The following is an 18,886-nucleotide window of genomic DNA, read 5'->3' as shown; positions in this document are numbered from 1 at the left end:
GCCGGCCCGCGGCCCGCTGGGTGGGGCCGGCAGGCCGGTTCGACGCCGGGTGCGGGTCGTCCTGCCCTCCGGGGGCGCCTCAAACGCCGGCGGGGCTGGATTGTGGGGCGCCTCGGGTCCTGCGGGGGCTGGAGGTGGGGCGCCTCAAACGCCGGCGGGGCTGGATGGTGGGGTTGGGGGAGGGGTTAGCCCTGTTCGGCTTCTACTTGGGCGTTCCAGTCGCGCTTGATCGCGCGCCAGCCTTCGTCCGTTTCGCCCAGGCGCCAGTAGCCGGAGATGGACAGCTGCTTGGCCGGGATGCCGCGTTCGATCTTCAGGTGGCGGCGCAGCTCCTTCACGAAGCCCGCCTCGCCGTGGACGAACGCCTGGACCCGGCCCGGCAGGAACTGCAGCGAGGTGACGGCCTCGACCAGGGCCTCGCCCACCGGGCGGTCGCCGCGGTGGATCCAGATCGGGACGATGCCGTCCGGGGTGGCGATCTTCTGCTCGTCCCCCGGGCCGCCGACCTCCACCAGGGCGATCACCTCGGCGCCCACCGGCATGTGCTCCATGGTGGTGCCGATCGCGGGCAGTGCGCTCTCGTCGCCGGCCAGCAGGTGCCAGTCGGCCGTCGGGTCGGGGCCGTAGGCACCGCCGGGACCCAGGAAGCGGACCGTTTCGCCGGGCTGGACGCGCGCCGCCCACGGGCCCGCCAGTCCTTCGTCGCCGTGGACGACGAAGTCGATGGTCAGCTCCGAGTGCGCCGGGTCCCAGGCGCGCACCGTGTAGGCGCGCTGCCGCGGCCAGTCCTCGCGGGGGTGCGCGGTTCTGATGTCCTCCAGGTCCCAGGGTTCGGCGTAGGTGACGCCCTCGGGGGCGAAGAGCAGCTTCACGTAGTGGTCGGTGAAGTCCCCGACCGTGAACCTGGCGGCCAGGCCCTCTCCGCCGAGGATGACGCGCACCATGTGGGCGCCCAGTCGCTCGGTCCGGACCACCTCGGCGGTGGCGATCCTGCGTGCACGTCCTTCTGCCACGGCGTCTCCCCGATGTCCCGTGCTGCTTCCCCTGAAACTTAGGATTACCTAAGTTACCACCTCAGAGTCGAAGTGCACTGGTGAGGCGCGCAACCGCGCCTCCCAGGCCCCACCGGTGACCGAGCGCGTCCAGCACGTCGGGGTGCGCCGGAGCGGCCGGCAGGGCCGGATCGAACGGGGGAAGCGGCACGTCACGGGCCACCTGGACCACCTTGGGGGCCACGGCGAGGTAGGGACGGGCCTCATCGAGCCGCTTGCGCTGCGTCGGGGTCAGTTTCGAGGCCGGGTCGCCGACCGCCGCGAGGATTCCGGCCAGGTCACCGTAGGCGTCGAGCAGTTTCGCGGCCGTCTTCTCACCCACTCCGGGCACGCCCGGCAGGCCGTCGCTCGGATCCCCGCGCAACAATGCCAAGTCGGCGTAGCCGGGACCGTCCACCCCGTACTTCTCCCGCAGCCAGGCCTCGTCCGTGACCTGGAGGGTGCCGACCCCCTTGAGGGGGTACAGGACGCGGCGCTCCTGGGCGTCGTCCACCAGCTGGTAGAGGTCCCGGTCGCCGGTGACGATGTCCACCGGACCCGTGGCCCGGGCGGTGAGGGTGCCGATCACGTCGTCCGCCTCGTAGCCCTCGACGCCCACCCGGGCGATGCCGAAGGCGTCGAGCGCGGCCTCGATGATCGGGACCTGCGGGGCGAGGGTGTCCGGGGTCTCCTCCTCGTCGGGACCGGTCTCCGTCTCCACGGCGACGCGGTGGGCCTTGTACGAGGGGATCAACTCCACCCGCCAGTGCGGCCGCCAGTCCGCGTCCATGCAGGCCACCAGATCGTCCGGCCGGTGGTCCTGGACGAGGCGCCCGATGAAGTCGAGGAGCCCGCGCACGGCGTTGACGGGGGTCCCGTCCGGTGCCCGGACGGAGTCCGGAACGCCGAAGTAGGCGCGGTAGTACAGGGAAGCGGTGTCGAGGAGCATCAGGCGTCGGGTCACCTTGACGATGATGCCGTACCCCACCGACACCCTCCCGCACCTCCGTCACCATCCGCGACGGGACCGGACCGGAACGCCACCATCCGTCACTGGAATACGGCTCGGAATTCGCCGGGGCCCCGATACGGTCGGGCCGTGCGAGCGGTGCAGGGGGCCGATGCTGCGTAAGGTGCTTACAGCACACCCATGTGCGACGGACAAGGGGAGGGCAGCCCCGCCATGGACGACAAGGAAAAGGAAAGAGACACCAAGGAACCGCTGCGGGTGGGCGTGGCCGTGCGCAAGCGGCGCCGCGCGCTGCGACTCACCCTCGCCGCCGTCTCGGCGCGCAGCGGACTCTCGGTGCCGTTCCTGAGCCAGATAGAGAACGAACGGGCCCGGCCCAGCATGCGCTCCCTCGAACGGGTCGCGGACGCGCTGGAGACCACGGCCGTCGAACTGCTGGCCGCGTCCGACACGGCGCGCACGGTCGACCTGGTCAGCGCCGCCGACGAGCAGGGCCTCGAACCGGCTCCGGGCGTACGTCCCTTGGTGCGCGGGCACCACCAGCTGCACGCCCTGGAGTTCACCGGGGACCGGGACGCGGGCCGCGAGTACCAGCACCGCAACGACGAGCTGATGTACGTGGTCTCCGGGTCCTGCCAGGTCGAGGCCGAGGGGCGCGCGTACCGGCTGGAGTGCGGCGACGCGCTGTTCCTCTCGGGTGGGGTGCGGCACCGCTGGCGGGCCATGACCGAGGAGACCAAGCTCCTCGTCGTCGCCGTCGGGGACCACATCCACGCCACCTCCGAGCCCCCTTCGCCGGAGCACTGACCGGCGTGCGGGGGCCGCGGGTCGTCTCCCTGGTGCCCTCCCTGACCGAGGCGGTCGCGGTGAGCGCGCCGGGGCTGCTGGTGGGGGTCACCGATTGGTGCACGCACCCGGCGGACCTCGGCGCCGCGGTGCGGATCGGCGGTACGAAGAACCCGGACGTGCGGGCCGTCGTGGAGCTGCGCCCGGACCTGGTCGTCGCCAACGAGGAGGAGAACCGGCTCCCGGACCTCGACGCCCTGCGCGCGGCCGGGCTGCGGGTGCTGGTCACCGAGATCCGTGACCTGCCTCAGGCGCTGCGGGAGCTCGAAGGGCTGTTCGTCGACGCCCTGGGGCTGGCCCGGCCCGGCTGGCTGGCGGACGCCGGGGCCGCGTGGCGGCGGGTGGAGCCGGTGGGCGCCCGGAGCGCCTTCGTACCGGTGTGGCGGCGGCCCTGGATGGTGCTGGGCCGGGACACCTTCGCGGGCGACCTGCTGGCCCGCCTGGGGGTGCGCAACGTCTACGCCGGCCACGCCGAGCGGTACCCGAGGATCCCGGCGGCCGAGCTGGCCGCGGCGGGTTGCGATCTCGTCGTGTTCCCGGACGAGCCGTACCGCTTCACGCCCGTGGACGGTCCGGAGGCCTTTCCCGACCTGCCCGCCGCCCTCGTCAGCGGCCGGCACCTGACCTGGTACGGGCCCTCGCTGGCCGAGGCTCCGGCGGTGCTGGCGGCAGCCCTGCGGCCCTAGCGGGGCGCGGCCAGGAGGCGGCCGGTGTACAGGCCGCGCAGGGTGTTCGCGGCGGCCGCCAGCCAGGCGATGACGAGGGCCACGAACAGGGCGGTGGCCAGCCAGCCGAAGGCGGTGAGGCCGGTGTGGCGGGCCAGTCCGGCGGCTCCGGTGACGCAGGTGCCGACGGGGAAGGTCAGCGCCCACCAGGTCATCGCGAACCCCATGCCGCGCCGGGCGGCCCGCACCAGCATCGCGGCGGCCAGGGCCAGCCACAGCAGGGCGAACCCCATCACGGGAACCCCGTAGACCACGGCGAAGGCGGCGAACCCGTCGGCGTAGGGGGCGGCTATCGACCGGGGCGCCATGTCCGCGAGCGAGTTCACGGCGGTGGTGGACTGGCCGAGGGGCCCGAGGACCAGGAAGAGGGTGGGGGTGAGGGCCAGGGGCAGGGGGCCGCTCACGATCAGCCGGCCGAAGACCAGGGGGAGCATCAGCAGGGTGGCGAGCAGGCTGATCCCGAACATGGCGTAGCAGGCGAGCAGCATGGCCTCGCGGGCCTGCCCGGCGGCCAGGTGGGGGATCAGCAGGGGACCCAGTGCGGCGGAGACCATGGGGGCGACGACGGGGAGCAGCCAGACGGGGGTGGCCTGCTCGGCCTCCACCTTGTGGCGGACGACCATGAGGTAGGGGATTCCGGCGGCGGCGAGCAGACCGATCAAGGTGCCCGCGGAGAACAGCACCGTGTCCACGGCCACGGCGGCGGTGACTCCGATGAGGTCCTTGCCGACGATGAGGGTGCCGCCGCCGACGGCCAGCAGGGCCATCGAGAGGCACCCGTAGAAGGGGGCCACCGTGGGGTCGAGCAGGTGGGCGCGGGCCTGGTCGCGGTGGTGCAGCCAGTGTCCGGCGCGGGCGGCGAGCAGAACGAGCAGGAGGGCCGCCGACAGCGCCCAGACGGCCTGGCAGGCCACGCGCTGGCCCGGGAGCTGGTGGGGGAGGGTCGCGCCGGCGTTGGCGATGATCGCCGTGCCCATGATCGAGGCGTACCAGTTCGGGCCGAGGTGGCGCAGGACCGGGAACGGGCGCCGGGGGGCGGCGGTGCCGGAGGGCCGGGTGCCCAGGGCTTCGTGGGCCCGGCGGGCGGTGGGGCGGTGGTGTGCGGTGGTGGCCATGGATCCAGCGTGCGCCCGAGGAGGGGTGGTCGGCAGAACCCACCTTCCTATGAGGCCATAAACTGACCTTATGACTGACGCTGGCCACGGATCTGCCGGGCACACGGTTCCGCTCTCGCACCGGGTGCCCGACCTGGGCGCGCTCGAACTGCTGATCGCGGTGGCGCGGGTCGGCAGCCTCGGCGGCGCCGCGCGGGAGGTGGGGATCACCCAGCCCGCGGCGAGCAGCCGGATCCGGGCCATGGAGGCCCGGCTGGGGGTGGCGCTGGTGGACCGTACGCCGCGCGGCTCCACGCTGACCGCGCAGGGCGCGCTGGTCACCGACTGGGCGCGGCGGATCGTGGAGGCGGCCGAGGCCTTCGACGCGGGGGCCCAGGCGCTGCGGGGGGCGCGGGACTCGCGGCTGCGGGTGGCGGCCAGCATGACGATCGCGGAGTACCTGCTGCCGGGCTGGCTGATCGCGCTGCGCGCGGAGCGGCCGGGGACGGCGGTGTCCCTCCAGGCGGACAACTCGGCGCTGGTGGCGGAGCGGGTGCTGGCGCGGGAGGCGGACCTCGGCTTCGTCGAGGGGCCGGCCGTGCCGGACGGGCTGGACTCGGTGGTCATCGCGCAGGACCGGCTGGTGGTGGCGGTGGCGCCGGTGCATCCGTGGGCGCGGCGGCGGTCGGGGGAGGTGACTCCCGCCGAGCTGGCCACGACCCCGCTGATCCTGCGGGAGCGCGGGTCGGGGACGCGGCAGGTGCTGGACGCCGCGCTGGCCGGATGCGGGGGGTTGGCGCAGCCGCTGCTGGAACTCGCCTCGACGACGGCGGTGAAGGCGGCGGCGATCAGTGGGGCGGGGCCGTGCGTGCTGTCGGAGTTGGCGGTGCGGGACGAGTTGGCCGGGCGGAGGTTGGTGGCGGTGGTGGTGGCGGGGGCGTCGCTGGGGCGGTCGTTGCGGGCCGTCTGGCCGGCGGGGACCCGGCCCGCGGGGCCGGCCCGGGACCTGTTGTCGCTGACGCGGTCGACGCCTGCGTGACGGGGCCGGGGGCGTCCGCCGGTGGCGGTGCCTCCGGCGGCGCCTCAAACGCCGGCGGGGCTGGGAGGTCCGGCCCGATCGCCGGCGGGGCTGGAAGACGCGGCCGCGCCGGTGGTGGTGCCTCCGGCGGCGCCTCAAACGCCGGCGGGGCTGGATTGTGGGCCGGGGTGGAAGATCCAGCCCCGCCGGCGTTTGAGGCGCCCCCGGAGGGCGGGGCGGGGGTGGCTACGGGAGGGTGGCTGGGACGCGGGTGGCGGCGGTGATGAGGGCTGACATCACGCGGGTGTCCTTGTCGCGCTCGGGGTGCCACTGGACGCCCAGGGCCCAGGAGGCGTCGGCCGTCGGGAGTTCGATGGCCTCGACCGTCCCGTCCAGCGCGTGCGCCGAGGCGATCAGGCCGCGCCCGAGCCGGTCCACGCACTGGTGGTGGTAGGTCGGTACCTCCGCCACCTCCGGTACGAGCGACGCGTAGCGCGTCCCCGCCACCGGCCGCACCGGGTGCCAGTCCACCGGACCCGGTTCCCCCGCGTGCCCGTCGATGTGCTGGACCAGCGTGCCGCCCAGGGCCACGTTCAGCGCCTGCATGCCCCGGCAGATCCCCAGCAGCGGGGTGCCCGCGTCCAGGGCGGCCCGGATCAGGGCCAGCTCCCAGGCGTCGCGCACGGTCGCGGGGGCGCCCGTACGGGGGTCGCGGGGGGCTCCGTAGTGGACCGGGTCCACATCCGGGCCGCCCGCCACGACCAGGCCGTCCAGTCGGCTCAGGACCGCGGCCGCCTGCCCGGGATCGTCCGGCGGGAGCAGCACCGCGCTGCCGCCGGACGCCTGGACCAACTCGTAGTAGCCGGTGGGCACGAGGGCGGTCGGGAGGTCCCACGCGCCGTAGCGGGTGGACGCCTCCACATAGGTGGTGATGCCGATGAGCGGCCTGGGCACGGTGCATACCTCCAGCGGGTGGAACGACGGGCGGTGGTGGTGGACGGGACGAGCGTGTCAGTCCCGGGTCAGTTCCGCCTCGGCTGCCGCCAGAGCCGCGAACTCCTCCTCGGGCGCCGAGGCCACCAGGTGGTGCCGACTGTAGAACGCGAAGTAGGCGAGGGCGACGGCGTACACGGCGAGTGCGATGAATGCGGCGTCCTTGTCCACCAGGAAGGTGGCGACCAGGGCCGACAGGGCCAGTACGAAGGCCACCGTCGAGGTGACCATCCCGCCCGGAGTGCGGTACGGCCGCTCCAGGTTCGGCTCGCGGCGGCGCAGCACGATGTGGGACAGGGCCATCAGGGCGTAGGAGATGGTGGCGCCGAAGACGGCGATGTTGAGCATCCGGGCCCCGTCCCCGGTGGCCGCGGCCAGCGCGAAGCCGATCGCACCGGGGATGACCAGCCCCAGGTAGGGCGCCTTGCGGCTGCTGGTCAGGGACAGGAAGCGGGGCAGGTAGCCCGCGCGGGAGAGCGCGAAGAGCTGGCGCGAACCGGCGTAGATGAGGGAGAAGAAGGAGGCCACGAGCCCGGCCAGGCCCGCGTAGTTGACGAAGCGGCTCAGCGGGGTCGGGCCGCCGGTGCCCTCCAGGGCGACGACCAGCGGGTTGCCCGCGTCCTTGACCGCGTCCGCGCCCTGCGCGCCGGTCGCGGCGAAGAAGGTGATCAGGGCCAGGAGAGCCAGGATGCCCATGGAGATGGCGAGCGCCTTCGGCATGGAGCGGACCGGGTCCTTGGCCTCCTCGGCCGCGAGCGGCACGCCCTCCACGCCGAGGAAGAACCACATGCCGAAGGGGAACGCGGCCCAGATGCCCAGGACGCCGTAGGGCAGCCAGGAGCCCGAACCCGCCGCGCTCGCGTCGACGGCGATGTCGTCGAGGCCGCTGACGGAGAAGTCGGTGAAGGCGCCGACGGCGAAGATCAGCAGGGCGGCGACGGCGACGGCGGTGACGACGAGGCTGAAGCGCAGGGCCTCGCCCACGCCCCAGAGGTGCACCCCGATGAAGATGACGAAGCAGCCGAGGTAGACCGGCCAGCTGGAGGTGAGGCCGAAGAGGCCGAGGGACTCGACGTAGTCGCCGATGAAGATGACGATCGCGGCCGGAGCCAGGATGTACTCGATGAGGATGGCGGTACCGGTGAGGAAGCCGCCCCAGGGACCGAGCGCGCGCCGGGCGAAGCCGTAGCCGCCGCCCGCGGTGGGCAGGATGGTGGAGAGTTCGGCGAGGGAGAAGACCAGACAGGCGTACATGGCGCCCATGAGGACGGTCGCGATGGCGAGGCCGCCGAAGCCGCCCTTGCTCAGGCCGACGTTCCATCCGGAGAAGTCCCCGGAGACGACGTAGGCGACGCCGAGGCCGGTCAGCAGCAGCCAGCCGGCGCTGCCGCGGCGCAGGGTGCGGCGCTCCAGGTAGTCGTTCCCGCCCTCGGACCCCCCGTCGGCTCCGCCCTCGGGTCCGCCCTCGGGGGACGGGGTGGGTCCGGGCACGGCCTTCGTCAGCCGGGCCTCGATGTCGTCGGCCATGTGCGCGCTCCTGCCTAGGGCAATGGTTGTGGGCCGTACCTTTGCCGTTCGGGAGTGGCGGGCGCAAGACCCCTGCGTTAAACGGTGGTTACGAAAACCTCCGCGACCCCGGATCCGACCCCGCTCACGCCAGGAAACCGCGCAGCAGCGCCGCCGTCCCCCCGCAGTGCTCCCGCATCACCTCGCGCGCCGCCTCCGCGTCCCCCTCCAGGACCGATTCCACCAGGGCGGTGTGCTGCTGCTGCGAGTGCTCCAGATTGCGGACCAGCAGCGGGATGCAGTCCAACAGGTCGTTGACGGTGGCCCGGACGGCCGCGTACTGGGCCGTCAGGGTGGCGGAGCCGGCCAGTTCGCACAGGGTGAGGTGGAAGAGGGTGTCCTGGCGCCGGTAGTCCGCGAGCGGGGCGTCGTGGGTCGCGGCGAGCGCCCCGCGCAGCCGGTCCGCCCGTATCCCGTCCAGCCCCTGCGCGGCGCACAGCCCGGCCGCGCCGGTCTCCAGCACCTCGCGGAAGCGCAGCACGTCCTCGATGTCCACGCCCGCGACGCGCCGGCGCAGCTCCTCCTCGGTGGCGCCGACGGGGGTGTCGGGGCGGTGGAGCACGAAGGTGCCGCCGTAGCGCCCGCGCCGCGCCTCCACCAGGCCCTGGTCCTGGAGGACCTTCAGCACCTCGCGCAGGGTGACCCGGCTGATCCCCATCCGCTCGGCCAACTCGCGCTCCGGGGGCAACCGTTCGCCGCCCGGCACCAGACCGAGGCGGACCACCTGGAGGATCTGCTCCAGGGCCTCCTCGAAACCGTTGCCCGCCCGCACCTGGCGCAGCACGGGATTCAGCCGCGCGATCGCCCCACCGTCACCCGCGCCGCCCGCCGCGTTGTTCGTCATATCGGCCCCTCCCCTTCCCAAGCAATGGTTCTATTCAATACCTTAGGCCTCCTCGGCTCACCGAAGGAGAGATTCCCGTGGTAGACCGCATGCCGCCGCTCGCGCCCGAGGAGCTCCGCTCCCTCGTCGCCGACGGCGAGATCGACACAGTGGTCCTGGCCTTCCCCGATATGCAGGGGCGACTCCAGGGCAAGCGGTTCGCCGCGCAGTTCTTCCTCGACGAGGTCATGTCCCACGGCACCGAGGGCTGCAACTACCTGCTCGCCGTCGACACCGACATGAACACGGTCGACGGCTACGAGATGTCCTCCTGGGACCGGGGCTACGGCGACTTCGCCATGCACCCCGACCTGTCCACCCTGCGCCGCATCCCCTGGAACCCGGGCAGCGCGCTGGTCCTCGCGGACCTCGCCTGGAACGACGGCTCGCCCGTCGTCGCCGCGCCCCGCCAGATCCTGCGGCGCCAGCTGGAGCGCCTCGCCGGGCTCGGGTACACCGCGATGGTGGGCACCGAGCTGGAGTTCATGGTCTTCCAGGACACCTACGAGCAGGCCTGGGACGCCAACTACCGCGGCCTGACCCCGGCCAACCAGTACAACATCGACTACTCCGTCCTCGGCACCGGCCGGATCGAGCCGCTGCTGCGCCGCATCCGCAACGAGATGCAGGCCGCGGGCCTGGTCGTCGAGTCGGCCAAGGGCGAGTGCAACCTCGGGCAGCACGAGATCGCCTTCCGCTACGACGAGGCCGTGGTCACCTGCGACCAGCACGCGGTCTACAAGACCGGGGCGAAGGAGATCGCCTCCCAGGAAGGCGTCTCGCTCACCTTCATGGCCAAGTACGACGAGCGCGAGGGCAACTCCTGTCACATCCACCTCTCGCTCAACGACGCCGACGGGCGCAACGTGATGGCGGGCGAAGCGGGCGAGGAGGGCGGCGCACACGGCGGCATGTCACCGGTGATGCGTCACTTCCTGGCCGGCCAGCTGGCCGCGCTGCGCGACTTCTCCCTTCTCTACGCCCCCAACATCAACTCGTACAAGCGTTTCCGGCCGGGATCCTTCGCGCCGACCGCCGTCGCCTGGGGCGTGGACAACCGCACCTGTGCCCTGCGGGTGGTCGGCCACGGCCGCTCCATGCGCTTCGAGAACCGCCTCCCGGGCGGCGACGTCAACCAGTACCTGGCCGTGGCGGGCCTGGTCGCGGCCGGTCTCTACGGCATCGAGAACCGGCTGGAGCTGCCCGAGGCCTGCGCGGGCAACGCCTACACCGGCGACTACGCGCACGTCCCCACCACCCTGCGGGAGGCGGCCGAGCTGTGGGAGAACAGCGAGATCGCCAAGGCGGCCTTCGGCCCCGAAGTCGTCGCCCACTACCGGAACATGGCCCGGGTCGAACTCGACGCCTACGACTCCGCCGTGACCGACTGGGAGCTGCGCCGCTCCTTCGAGCGCCTGTAATCCCGCTGCCCGGGCCGGCCACCGCCCGGGCGCACCACCCACCGAGCGAACGACTGAGAGGCACCACGTGTCATCCGATGCGCTGGACGTACTGAACCCGGCCACCGAGGAGGTCGTCGCCACCGTCCCGGCCGCCACACGGGACGACGTCGACGCCGCCGTCGTACGGGCCGCCGCGGCCCAGCGCGGCTGGGCCGCCGCCGCACCCGCCGACCGGGCCCGGCTGCTGCGCCGCTTCGCCGCCGCCGTGGACGAGCACCGCGAGGAACTGGCCTGGCTGGAGGTGCGCGAGGCCGGCCACACCATCGGCAACGCCCGCTGGGAAGCGGGCAACGTGCGCGACCTCCTCGAATTCGCCGCCGGGGGAGTGGAACGGCTCGCGGGCCGGCAGATCCCGGTGGCCGGCGGCCTCGACGTCACCTTCCTCGAACCCCTCGGCGTCATCGGCGTGATCGCCCCCTGGAACTTCCCCATGCCGATCGCCGCCTGGGGCCTGGCGCCCGCCCTCGCCGCGGGCAACGCCGTGATCCTCAAGCCCGCCGAGACCACCCCCCTCACCGCACTGCGGCTGGCCTCCCTCGCCCTGGAAGCGGGTCTGCCCGAGCACCTCTTCCAGGTGCTGCCCGGTCGCGGACCGGTCGCGGGCGACGCCCTCGTCGAACACCCCGGAGTCGCGAAGATCGTCTTCACCGGCTCCACCGGGGTCGGCAAGCAGATCATGGCCAAGTGCGCCGAACGGGTGAAGCGGATCACCCTCGAACTCGGCGGCAAGAGCCCCAACATCGTCTTCGCCGACGCCGACCTCGAAGCCGCCGCGGCCGCGGCCCCGATGGCCTTCCTCGACAACACCGGCCAGGACTGCTGCGCCCGCACCCGCATCCTGGTCCAGCGCTCCGTGTACGACCGCTTCCTCGACCTGATCACCCCCGGGATCGAGGGCGTGGTCGTCGGCGACCCGGCCGACGAGAAGACCCAGATGGGTCCGCTGATCTCGCGGGCCCAGCTGGAGCGCGTACGGTCCTATGTCACCGACGACCTCACCGCGGTCCGCGGCACCGCCCCCGAAGGACCCGGCTTCTGGTACCCGCCCACCCTCGTCACCGGGGCCGACCCCACCGCCCCCGTCGCTGCCGAGGAGGTCTTCGGGCCGGTCGCCGTCGTCCTGCCCTTCGAGGACGAGGAGGACGCCGTCCGGCTGGCCAACGCCACCGAGTACGGGCTCTCCGGCTCGCTCTGGACCCGCGACGTGGGCCGCGCCCTGCGCGTCTCGCGCGCCGTCGCCGCGGGCAACCTCTCCGTCAACTCCCACAGCAGCGTCCGCTACTGGACCCCCTTCGGCGGGTACAAGCAGTCCGGCCTCGGCCGCGAACTCGGACCCGACGCCCTCACCGCATTCACCGAGACCAAGAACGTCTTCATCAGCACGGAGGCCTGAGCCACATGACCGCCCAGAACACCGACCGGACCACCGAAGAGATCGTCTGCCGCCGCCTGGTCGGCCGTACCGCCGTCATCACCGGAGCCGGCAGCGGCATCGGCCTCGCCACCGCCCGCCGCCTCGCCTCCGAGGGCGCCAACGTCGTCTGCGGCGACATCGACGAAACGGCCGGCAAGGCCGCCGCCGAAGAGGTCGGCGGCACCTTCGTGAAGGTCGACGTCACCAGCCCCGAGGAGGTCGAGGCCCTCTTCAAGACCGCCTTCGACACCTACGGTTCCGTCGACATCGCCTTCAACAACGCGGGCATCTCGCCCCCGGACGACGACTCGATCCTGACCACCGGGCTGGAGGCGTGGAAGCGGGTCCAGGACGTCAACCTGACCTCCGTCTACCTGTGCTGCAAGGCCGCCCTGCCCTACATGCAGCGCCAGGGCCGCGGCTCCATCATCAACACCGCCTCCTTCGTCGCGATCATGGGCGCCGCCACCTCCCAGATCTCCTACACCGCCTCCAAGGGCGGCGTCCTGGCCATGTCCCGCGAGCTGGGCGTCCAGTTCGCCCGCGAGGGCATCCGCGTCAACGCCCTGTGCCCCGGACCCGTCAACACCCCGCTCCTCCAGGAGCTGTTCGCCAAGGACCCCGAGCGCGCCGCGCGCCGCCTCGTGCACATCCCGGTCGGCCGCTTCGCCGAACCCACCGAGATCGCCGCCGCCGTCGCCTTCCTCGCCAGCGACGACTCCTCCTTCATCAACGCCACCGACTTCCTGGTCGACGGCGGCATCGCGGGCGCGTACGTCACCCCGCTGTAGAACGGCCTCCCAGGTCCGCCCCGAGCGTTCACCTGGACCGCACCACCCCGACAGCCGGGCGTCGCACGACGCCCGGCTGTCGTGCTCCGTCGTCCGCGACGATCTTCGTAAGAATCAGGAGCGTCCACCCCCGTGACCCACCTCACCACCGCACGGCGGCTGCAGGCCGTCGGCGCCGCCGTCGCGATAGCCGCCGGCGCCCTCGTGGCCGCCGCGCCCGCCGCCCAGGCGGCCCGCCCCGGCGCCCACTGCGCCACCCCGAAGGTCGGCGCCGGCTGGTACGGCGACAACCAGGCGCGCCTCCAGGAGCTGATCGACCAGTACGGCCGGTGCAACCCTTACCGCCCGAACCGCGACAAGCCCGTCGCCGTCTTCGACTGGGACAACACCGTCGTCAAGAACGACGTCGGCGACGCCACCATGTTCTGGCTGCTGCGCAACGGCAAGATCCGCCAGCCCGCGCGCGGCGACTGGAGCACCACCAGCCGCTACCTCACCCCGGCCGCCACCAAGGCCCTCGCCGACGCCTGCGGCGCCCTCGCCCGGCCCGGCGCCCCGCTGCCCACCGGCAACGGCACCCCCGCGGGCACGCGCTGCGCCGACGAGATCAACGCCGTCTACGGCACCGCCGCGACCAAGGCGGGCGCCGCCGCCTTCGCCGGCTGGGACCGCCGGACCATCGAGCCCGCCTATGCCTGGCTGCCCCAGCTGACCCAGGGCTACACCGCCCGCGAGGTCCGCTCCTTCGCCGCCGCCGCCCGCACCGAGAACCTCGCGGCTCCCGTCGGCGCCACCCAGCGGGTCGGCAGCTCCACCGCCACCGGCTGGGTGCGCTACTACGACCAGCAGAAGGACCTGATCGGCGGCCTGCAGAAGGCCGGATTCGACGTGTGGATCAGCTCCGCCTCGCCGCAGCCGGTGGTCGAGGTGTGGGCCAAGGGCGTCGGCGTGGCCGCCGACCACGTCATCGGCATCCGCAACACCACGTCGTACGACGGGAAGTTCACCCCGCACCTCCAGGGCTGCGGCTCGGTGCGCGACGGCGCCGACACGATGATCACGTACGTCGACGGCAAGCGCTGCTGGATCAACAAGGAGGTCTTCGGCGTGCGCGGCGCCGCCGCCGAGAAGGTCCAGCCCGCCAACCGCCGCCAGGTCTTCGCGGCCGGCGACTCCGACACCGACGTCTCGTTCCTGCGCGACGCGACCGCGCTGCGCCTCGTCCTGAACCGCAACAAGAACGAGCTGATGTGCCGGGCGTACGACAACAGCGACGGCCGCTGGATCGTCAACCCGATGTTCATCGAGCCGAAGAAGCAGAAGGCCGCCCCCTACCCCTGCGCGACCACGGGCTTCACCGGGCACGACGGAACGCCCGGCCCGGTGCTGCGCGGTGATGCCAGCGTCGTCCCGGACCAGACGGACTCGGTCTTCTGAGCGTTAGAGGAAGGTGCGGCCCTCGCCCCGGTACGTCGGGGCGGTGGCCGTCACCCGGTCGCCCTCGACCAGGTGCAGCGCGTCGAAGCGCTCGCACAGCTCCCCGGCCTTCGCGTGCCGGAACCACACCCGGTCACCGATCCGCAGGTCGTCCGCGGGGGCACCGAGCAGCGGGGTCTGCACCTCGCCGGCGCCCTCCTGCGGGTCGTAGCGCAGGCCCTGGGGCAGGTACGGCTGCGGCAGCCGGTCGGCGCCCGCCGCGCCGGAGGCCGGATAGCCGCCGCCCAGCACGGTGATCACGCCCACGCCCGGCCGCCGGACGACCGGCTGGGCGAAGAGGGCCGCCGGACGCCCGCGGAAGGAGGTGTAGTTGTCGAACAGGCGCGGCACGTACAGGCCCGATCCGGCGGCGATCTCGGTGACCGCGTGTTCGGCCGCCGTCTGCTGCACGCTGCCGGTGCCGCCGCCGTTGACGAACTCCAGCTCCCCGACGACCTCGCGCACCGCCCGTACGGTCTCCGCGCGCCGGACCGCCAGCTCCTTGCGGGCCGTCGCCTGCATCAGGCGGATCGCCCGGGAGCGCAGCGGACGGCCCGTCAGGGAGTCGCCCACGCCCGCCACATGACCCTCGTACCCCATCAGCCCGACCACCCGGAAGCCCGGCCGGGCGGTGACGGCGCGGGCCAGTGCGGCCAGCTGGGCCGGGTCGCGCAGCGGGGAGCGGCGGGCGCCGACCCGGACGAGGCCGCCCAACAGGTGCAGTGCGGTGTCCAGTTCGAGGCAGACCCGGATCTCCTCGGACCCGCCGCCGCGGGCGTGGTCGATCAGCTCCAGCTGCGCCGGGTCGTCCACCATCACGGTGACGGCGCGGGCGAGCTTGGGGTCCGAGGCGAGCTCGGCGAAGCCGGTGCGGTCGGCGGAGGGGTAGGCGAGCAGGACGTCCTCGAAGCCGGACCGGGCCAGCCAGAGGGACTCCGCGAGGGTGTAGGACATGATTCCGGCGAACCCGGGCCGGGCCAGGACCCGTTCGAGCAGGGTCCGGCAGCGGACGGACTTGCTCGCCACCCGGATCGGCTTCCCGCCGGCCCGGCGCACGAGGTCGTCGGCGTTGGCGTCGAAGGCGTCCAGGTCCACGATGGCCAGCGGTGCGTCGAGGTGGGCGGTGGCCCGGTCGTAGCGGGCCCGATCGGCGGCGGGGGAAGTCATGGGCGCAGCTTGCCATGCCGCTCTACCGGTGGGTAGGCCCTCCGGCACCCGCCTCAAACGCCGGCGCGGCTGGGGGGTCCCGGTCCCCGCAGGCCCGTGCGCGCGTCACCGATCCGCCTCAAGCGCCGGCGGGGCTGGATGGGGCGGGTGGGGCTGGGGGTGCGGGTGTCCGCCGGGTCGGGCGCGCGTCACCGATCCGCCTCAAGCGCCGGCGGGGCTGGATGGGGCGGGTGGGGCTGGGGGTGCGGGTGTCCGCTGGGTCGGGTGCGCGTCACCGATTCGCCTCAAGCGCCGGCGGGGCTGGATGGGGCGGGTGGGGCTGGGGGTGCGGGTGTCCGCTGGGTCGGGTGTGCGTCACCGATTCGCCTCAAGCGCCGGCGGGGCTGGATGGGGCCGATTGAGCCTGCCCGGCGTTTGAGGGCGCAGGGGCGGGGCTGGTTGAGTCCGCCCGGTGGTTGGGGGTGGGGAGGGGTGGGCGTCGTAGAGTACGGGCAGGCAACCGCAGGCACGGCACGGTACGGAACGGGGGCGGAGCCGCCGGATGACCATGTCTGACCAACACACCGCCCCGCCCACGGACCCGGGCCCCGGCACCGAAACCCGCCCGGCCCACCCGGCCCACCCGGCCCGCACCGCGGCCGCAGTGATCGCCACCGCCGCCGGCCTCGCCCTCATCGGCGGCGCCGCCTTCGGCGTCTGGTCCGACCACCACGCCCGCCAGCGCCCCGTCACCCCCGCCGCCGCCCACCGCACGGCGGCCTCGCTCTGGCGCGAGACCCCGATCGACACCCTCTTCCCCCCGACCCTCGACGGCCGCGGCGCCGGCCCCGGCGGTTCCGACCGGACCTGGACCCGGGTCGCCCTCGCCCCCGACGCGACGTGCGCCACCGCGCTCCCCACCACCTGGCGGGCCCCGCTCGCCCCCACCGGCTGCACCCGCGTGCTGCGCGCCACCTACACCGACGCCACCCGCAGCGCCCTGATCTCCGTCGGCATGGTCTTCACCACGGCCGACGGCCCCGCGATGGCGGCGCTCAAGGGCCACCTGCCGGTCCCCTCCGGCTACGGGTTCGCCGACGGGCAGCGCGGCGCCTGGACGGTGTCGGTCCTGCCCGAGGCGCCCGTCGTCCTCTACTCCGTCTCCGCCTTCGCGGACGGCCGCCCGGTCGCCGCGCCGCGCCCGGCCGCCGACGCGGTGAAGAAGGACGACACCAGCGCCGTCGCCCAGGCCGGCCTCGGCTACGAGGCCAAGGGCGTCGCCGACCGGATCGAGCGCGCCCTGCGCGCCCTGGCCGCCCCGCCCACCCCCACGGCGAAACCGGAGCCGTCCCGATGACCCGCCGGCCCCACCCCGCGCCCCACCCCGCGCCCCACCCCGCGCCCCACCCCGCGCTCCGCTCCGCCGCGGTCTGCGCCGCCCTCGCCCTCGCCTGCGCGGCCCTCGCCGCCCCGCCCGCCGCCGCCGACGCCATCCGCGACCGCCAGTGGAACCTCACCGCCCTGCGCGCGGAGGAGGCCTGGGGCACCACCCAGGGCCACGGGATCACCGTCGCCGTGCTCGACACCGGCGTCGACGCGACCCACCCCGACCTGGCCGGCCAGGTCCTCGAAGGCACCGACCTCGTCGGCATGGGCGCCTCCCGCGGCGAGCGCGCCTGGGCCCGGCACGGCACCGCCATGGCGGGGGTGATCGCCGGGCACGGCCACGGCCCCAACCGCCAGCAGGGCGTCCTCGGCATCGCGCCGCAGGCCAGGATCCTGCCGGTCCGGGTGATCCTGGAGGAGGGCGACCCGGGCCGGGCCAAGGCCCGCGAGAGCAAGGGCGGCGCCCTCGCCGAGGGGATCCGCTGGGCCGCCGACCACGGCGCCGACGTGATCAACATGTCCCTGGGCGACGACAGCCAGTCCGCCCACCACGAGGCCGCCGAGGACGAGGCCGTGCAGTACGCCCTGGCCAAGGGCGTGGTCGTGGTCGCCTCGGCCGGCAACGGCGGCGAACAGGGCGACCACACCTCCTACCCGGCCGCCTACCCCGGCGTGATCGCCGTCACCGCCGTGGACCGCAAGGGCGCCAAGGCCCCCTTCTCCACCCGCAACTGGTACGCCACCGTCAGCGCCCCCGGGGTCGACATCGTCATCGCCGACCCGGACCGCGGCTACTACGAGGGGTGGGGCACCAGCGCGGCCGCCGCGTCCGTCTCGGGCGTGGTGGCGCTCGTCCGCTCCGCCCACCCGGAGCTGGCCCCCGCGCAGATCAAGAAGCTGCTGGAGGACACCGCCTCCGACGCCCCTCGCGGCGGCCGCGACGACGCCCGCGGGCACGGTCTGGTCGACCCGGTCGCCGCCCTCCAGGCCGCCGACGCGCTCACGGCGGACTCCATCACCCCGACCCCGGTCCCGGCCACGAGCCGCTACTTCGGCCCCGGACCCGAGCCCGTACGTCCCCCCGCGCGCCGCGGCCGGTACGCGACGCCGGTCGCGGCGGGCGCGGGGGTGGCGCTGCTCGTGCTGGCGGGCGTGCTGGTCCGGCGGCGCCGGCCGGACGAAGAGCACCGCACCGCGATATAGGGTCGGGTAACTGTGGCCCAGAAGAACATTCCAGACCCCGGTTTCTCCGACGACGACGGCACCGCCGATCCCCGGCTGAGCGCGGCCCTGGCCGCGTGGGCCCAGGACAGAGCGCAGGAGCCACAGGTGCTGGCGGCCCTCAAGGACGCGCGCCTCCTGGTCCCGGTCGTCGCCGTGCTCGGCGAGGTCGAGACCGACCCGGAGACGGGCCTGAAGCGCGAGAAGACCAGCGACATGGCCGTCCCCACCCTCAAGGCGGGCGACCGGCGGGCGTTGCCCGCCTTCACCTCGATCGCCTCGCTGGCCCTGTGGGACCCGGCGGCCCGGCCCGTGGCCGTCCCGCTCCACCAGGCACTGGCGGCGCTCGCGCACGAGAAGGCCGACACCCTCGTCCTGGACCTCGCGGGCCCGGTGCCCTACCAGCTGACCGGCCCGGCGCTGCTCGCGGCGGCCGAGGGTCGCACCGACGCCGACCCGCTCGCCGACCCGGCGGTCACCGCGGCCGTACGGGCGGCCGTGGTCGCGACCCGGAGCGTCGTACGGTCCTACCTCGGCCCGGCCGGCGCCGACGCGGACGGCACCCTCGCCGTGGTGCTGGCCGACGGCGCCGACCCGGCGGGCAGCGCCCGGGAGCTCGCCGAGGCGCTGGCGGCCGACGAGACCCTGCGGGCCCGCCTGGTGCGCGGACTGGACCTGGCCCTGCTGCCCGCGGACGCGGCGGCTCCCGGAGAGCTCCTCTTCGTCCGGGACTGAGAACGCGCCCGCGAGCGGAACGCGAACGGTCCCGGGGGGGGGGGGGGGGGGGGGGGGGGGGGGGGGGGGGGGGGGGGGGGGGGGGGGGGGGGGGGGGGGGGGGGGGGGGGGGGGGGAGGGGGGGGGGG

17 protein-coding genes are annotated in these 18,886 nt (G+C 74.1%); 10 read left to right on the top strand and 7 right to left on the bottom strand.

Annotated features, from left to right (window positions below):
- Positions 1-185: 185 nt before the first annotated feature.
- Together ACZ4UB_RS35525 and ACZ4UB_RS35520 are read right to left on the bottom strand one after the other, a co-directional pair.
- Entirely contained in the window at positions 186-1,013 is an 828-nt protein-coding gene (locus tag ACZ4UB_RS35525) for a siderophore-interacting protein (protein ID WP_468076764.1), read from the bottom strand.
- Positions 1,014-1,074: 61 nt separating this feature from the next.
- On the bottom strand, positions 1,075-1,980 hold the full coding sequence (locus ACZ4UB_RS35520; protein ID WP_468076802.1) for a 5'-3' exonuclease: 906 nt from the start codon (positions 1,978-1,980) through the stop codon (positions 1,075-1,077).
- A 234-nt stretch (positions 1,981-2,214) separates the two neighbouring features.
- On the opposite strand from ACZ4UB_RS35520, the gene ACZ4UB_RS35515 reads away from it, so the two are divergent.
- Together ACZ4UB_RS35515 and ACZ4UB_RS35510 are read left to right on the top strand one after the other, a co-directional pair.
- Positions 2,215-2,808: a helix-turn-helix domain-containing protein gene (locus ACZ4UB_RS35515; RefSeq protein WP_354383646.1), complete on the top strand. Its 594-nt coding sequence runs from the start codon at positions 2,215-2,217 to the stop codon at positions 2,806-2,808.
- Between the two features lie 5 nt (positions 2,809-2,813).
- On the top strand, positions 2,814-3,533 hold the full coding sequence (locus tag ACZ4UB_RS35510) for a helical backbone metal receptor (protein WP_468076762.1): 720 nt from the start codon (positions 2,814-2,816) through the stop codon (positions 3,531-3,533).
- Here ACZ4UB_RS35510 and ACZ4UB_RS35505 read toward each other — a convergent pair.
- Positions 3,530-4,687, bottom strand: a complete 1,158-nt coding sequence (locus ACZ4UB_RS35505; RefSeq protein ID WP_354382665.1) for a TDT family transporter — start codon at positions 4,685-4,687, stop codon at positions 3,530-3,532. The genes ACZ4UB_RS35510 and ACZ4UB_RS35505 overlap by 4 nt on opposite strands.
- 70 nt (positions 4,688-4,757) lie before the next feature.
- Between ACZ4UB_RS35505 and ACZ4UB_RS35500 the strand changes: the two genes are divergently transcribed.
- Positions 4,758-5,705, top strand: a complete 948-nt coding sequence (locus ACZ4UB_RS35500; protein WP_468076759.1) for a LysR family transcriptional regulator — start codon at positions 4,758-4,760, stop codon at positions 5,703-5,705.
- Positions 5,706-5,930: 225 nt separating this feature from the next.
- Here ACZ4UB_RS35500 and ACZ4UB_RS35495 read toward each other — a convergent pair whose 3' ends face one another.
- From ACZ4UB_RS35495 to ACZ4UB_RS35485, 3 genes are all read right to left on the bottom strand, one after another.
- Positions 5,931-6,638: a gamma-glutamyl-gamma-aminobutyrate hydrolase family protein gene (locus tag ACZ4UB_RS35495; protein WP_354382663.1), complete on the bottom strand. Its 708-nt coding sequence runs from the start codon at positions 6,636-6,638 to the stop codon at positions 5,931-5,933.
- A 57-nt stretch (positions 6,639-6,695) separates the two neighbouring features.
- Positions 6,696-8,204, bottom strand: coding sequence for an ethanolamine permease (eat, locus tag ACZ4UB_RS35490; RefSeq protein WP_468076757.1), 1,509 nt, complete (start codon positions 8,202-8,204; stop codon positions 6,696-6,698).
- A gap of 124 nt (positions 8,205-8,328) precedes the next feature.
- Positions 8,329-9,087, bottom strand: a complete 759-nt coding sequence (locus ACZ4UB_RS35485) for a FadR/GntR family transcriptional regulator (RefSeq protein ID WP_468076755.1) — start codon at positions 9,085-9,087, stop codon at positions 8,329-8,331.
- Between the two features lie 77 nt (positions 9,088-9,164).
- On the opposite strand from ACZ4UB_RS35485, the gene ACZ4UB_RS35480 reads away from it, so the two are divergent.
- The 4 genes from ACZ4UB_RS35480 to ACZ4UB_RS35465 all read left to right on the top strand — a co-directional run bounded on the left by ACZ4UB_RS35480 (position 9,165) and on the right by ACZ4UB_RS35465 (position 14,231).
- On the top strand, positions 9,165-10,547 hold the full coding sequence (locus ACZ4UB_RS35480) for a glutamine synthetase family protein (RefSeq protein ID WP_354382660.1): 1,383 nt from the start codon (positions 9,165-9,167) through the stop codon (positions 10,545-10,547).
- Positions 10,548-10,614: 67 nt separating this feature from the next.
- On the top strand, positions 10,615-11,982 hold the full coding sequence (locus tag ACZ4UB_RS35475; RefSeq protein WP_468076753.1) for an aldehyde dehydrogenase family protein: 1,368 nt from the start codon (positions 10,615-10,617) through the stop codon (positions 11,980-11,982).
- A 5-nt stretch (positions 11,983-11,987) separates the two neighbouring features.
- Positions 11,988-12,794 carry a 3-oxoacyl-ACP reductase gene (locus ACZ4UB_RS35470; protein ID WP_468076751.1) on the top strand — a complete coding sequence of 269 codons (807 nt, stop codon included), beginning with the start codon at positions 11,988-11,990 and terminating at the stop codon, positions 12,792-12,794.
- 132 nt (positions 12,795-12,926) lie between these two features.
- On the top strand, positions 12,927-14,231 hold the full coding sequence (locus ACZ4UB_RS35465; protein WP_468076749.1) for a haloacid dehalogenase-like hydrolase: 1,305 nt from the start codon (positions 12,927-12,929) through the stop codon (positions 14,229-14,231).
- Between the two features lie 3 nt (positions 14,232-14,234).
- On the opposite strand, the gene ACZ4UB_RS35460 is transcribed toward ACZ4UB_RS35465, so the two are convergent.
- Positions 14,235-15,437 carry an amino acid deaminase/aldolase gene (locus ACZ4UB_RS35460; protein ID WP_468076747.1) on the bottom strand — a complete coding sequence of 401 codons (1,203 nt, stop codon included), beginning with the start codon at positions 15,435-15,437 and terminating at the stop codon, positions 14,235-14,237.
- Between the two features lie 541 nt (positions 15,438-15,978).
- Here ACZ4UB_RS35460 and ACZ4UB_RS35455 point away from each other — a divergent pair.
- Genes ACZ4UB_RS35455 through ACZ4UB_RS35445 form a run of 3 tightly spaced genes read left to right on the top strand, consistent with a single transcriptional unit; the run spans position 15,979 to position 18,758 of the window.
- Positions 15,979-16,773, top strand: coding sequence for a hypothetical protein (locus ACZ4UB_RS35455; protein WP_468076745.1), 795 nt, complete (start codon positions 15,979-15,981; stop codon positions 16,771-16,773).
- Positions 16,770-18,005: a type VII secretion-associated serine protease mycosin gene (gene mycP, locus ACZ4UB_RS35450; protein WP_468076743.1), complete on the top strand. Its 1,236-nt coding sequence runs from the start codon at positions 16,770-16,772 to the stop codon at positions 18,003-18,005. Before ACZ4UB_RS35455 ends, mycP begins: the two co-directional genes overlap by 4 nt.
- Before the next feature lie 12 nt (positions 18,006-18,017).
- Entirely contained in the window at positions 18,018-18,758 is a 741-nt protein-coding gene (locus ACZ4UB_RS35445; RefSeq protein WP_467963102.1) for an SseB family protein, read from the top strand.
- Positions 18,759-18,886 lie beyond the last annotated feature (128 nt).

Source organism: Streptomyces sp. NPDC028419 (assembly GCF_055565515.1).
This window is presented reverse-complemented; position numbering and strand designations above follow the sequence as displayed.

Coding starts and splice junctions, on each gene's coding strand:
- mycP (WP_468076743.1), top strand. CDS start 16,770: ATGACCCGCCGGCCCCACCCCGCGCCCCACCCCGCGCCCCACCCCGCG.
- ACZ4UB_RS35505 (WP_354382665.1), bottom strand. CDS start 4,687: ATGGCCACCACCGCACACCACCGCCCCACCGCCCGCCGGGCCCACGAA.
- ACZ4UB_RS35520 (WP_468076802.1), bottom strand. CDS start 1,980: ATGCTCCTCGACACCGCTTCCCTGTACTACCGCGCCTACTTCGGCGTT.
- ACZ4UB_RS35470 (WP_468076751.1), top strand. CDS start 11,988: ATGACCGCCCAGAACACCGACCGGACCACCGAAGAGATCGTCTGCCGC.
- eat (WP_468076757.1), bottom strand. CDS start 8,204: ATGGCCGACGACATCGAGGCCCGGCTGACGAAGGCCGTGCCCGGACCC.
- ACZ4UB_RS35500 (WP_468076759.1), top strand. CDS start 4,758: ATGACTGACGCTGGCCACGGATCTGCCGGGCACACGGTTCCGCTCTCG.
- ACZ4UB_RS35485 (WP_468076755.1), bottom strand. CDS start 9,087: ATGACGAACAACGCGGCGGGCGGCGCGGGTGACGGTGGGGCGATCGCG.
- ACZ4UB_RS35460 (WP_468076747.1), bottom strand. CDS start 15,437: ATGACTTCCCCCGCCGCCGATCGGGCCCGCTACGACCGGGCCACCGCC.
- ACZ4UB_RS35455 (WP_468076745.1), top strand. CDS start 15,979: ATGACCATGTCTGACCAACACACCGCCCCGCCCACGGACCCGGGCCCC.
- ACZ4UB_RS35515 (WP_354383646.1), top strand. CDS start 2,215: ATGGACGACAAGGAAAAGGAAAGAGACACCAAGGAACCGCTGCGGGTG.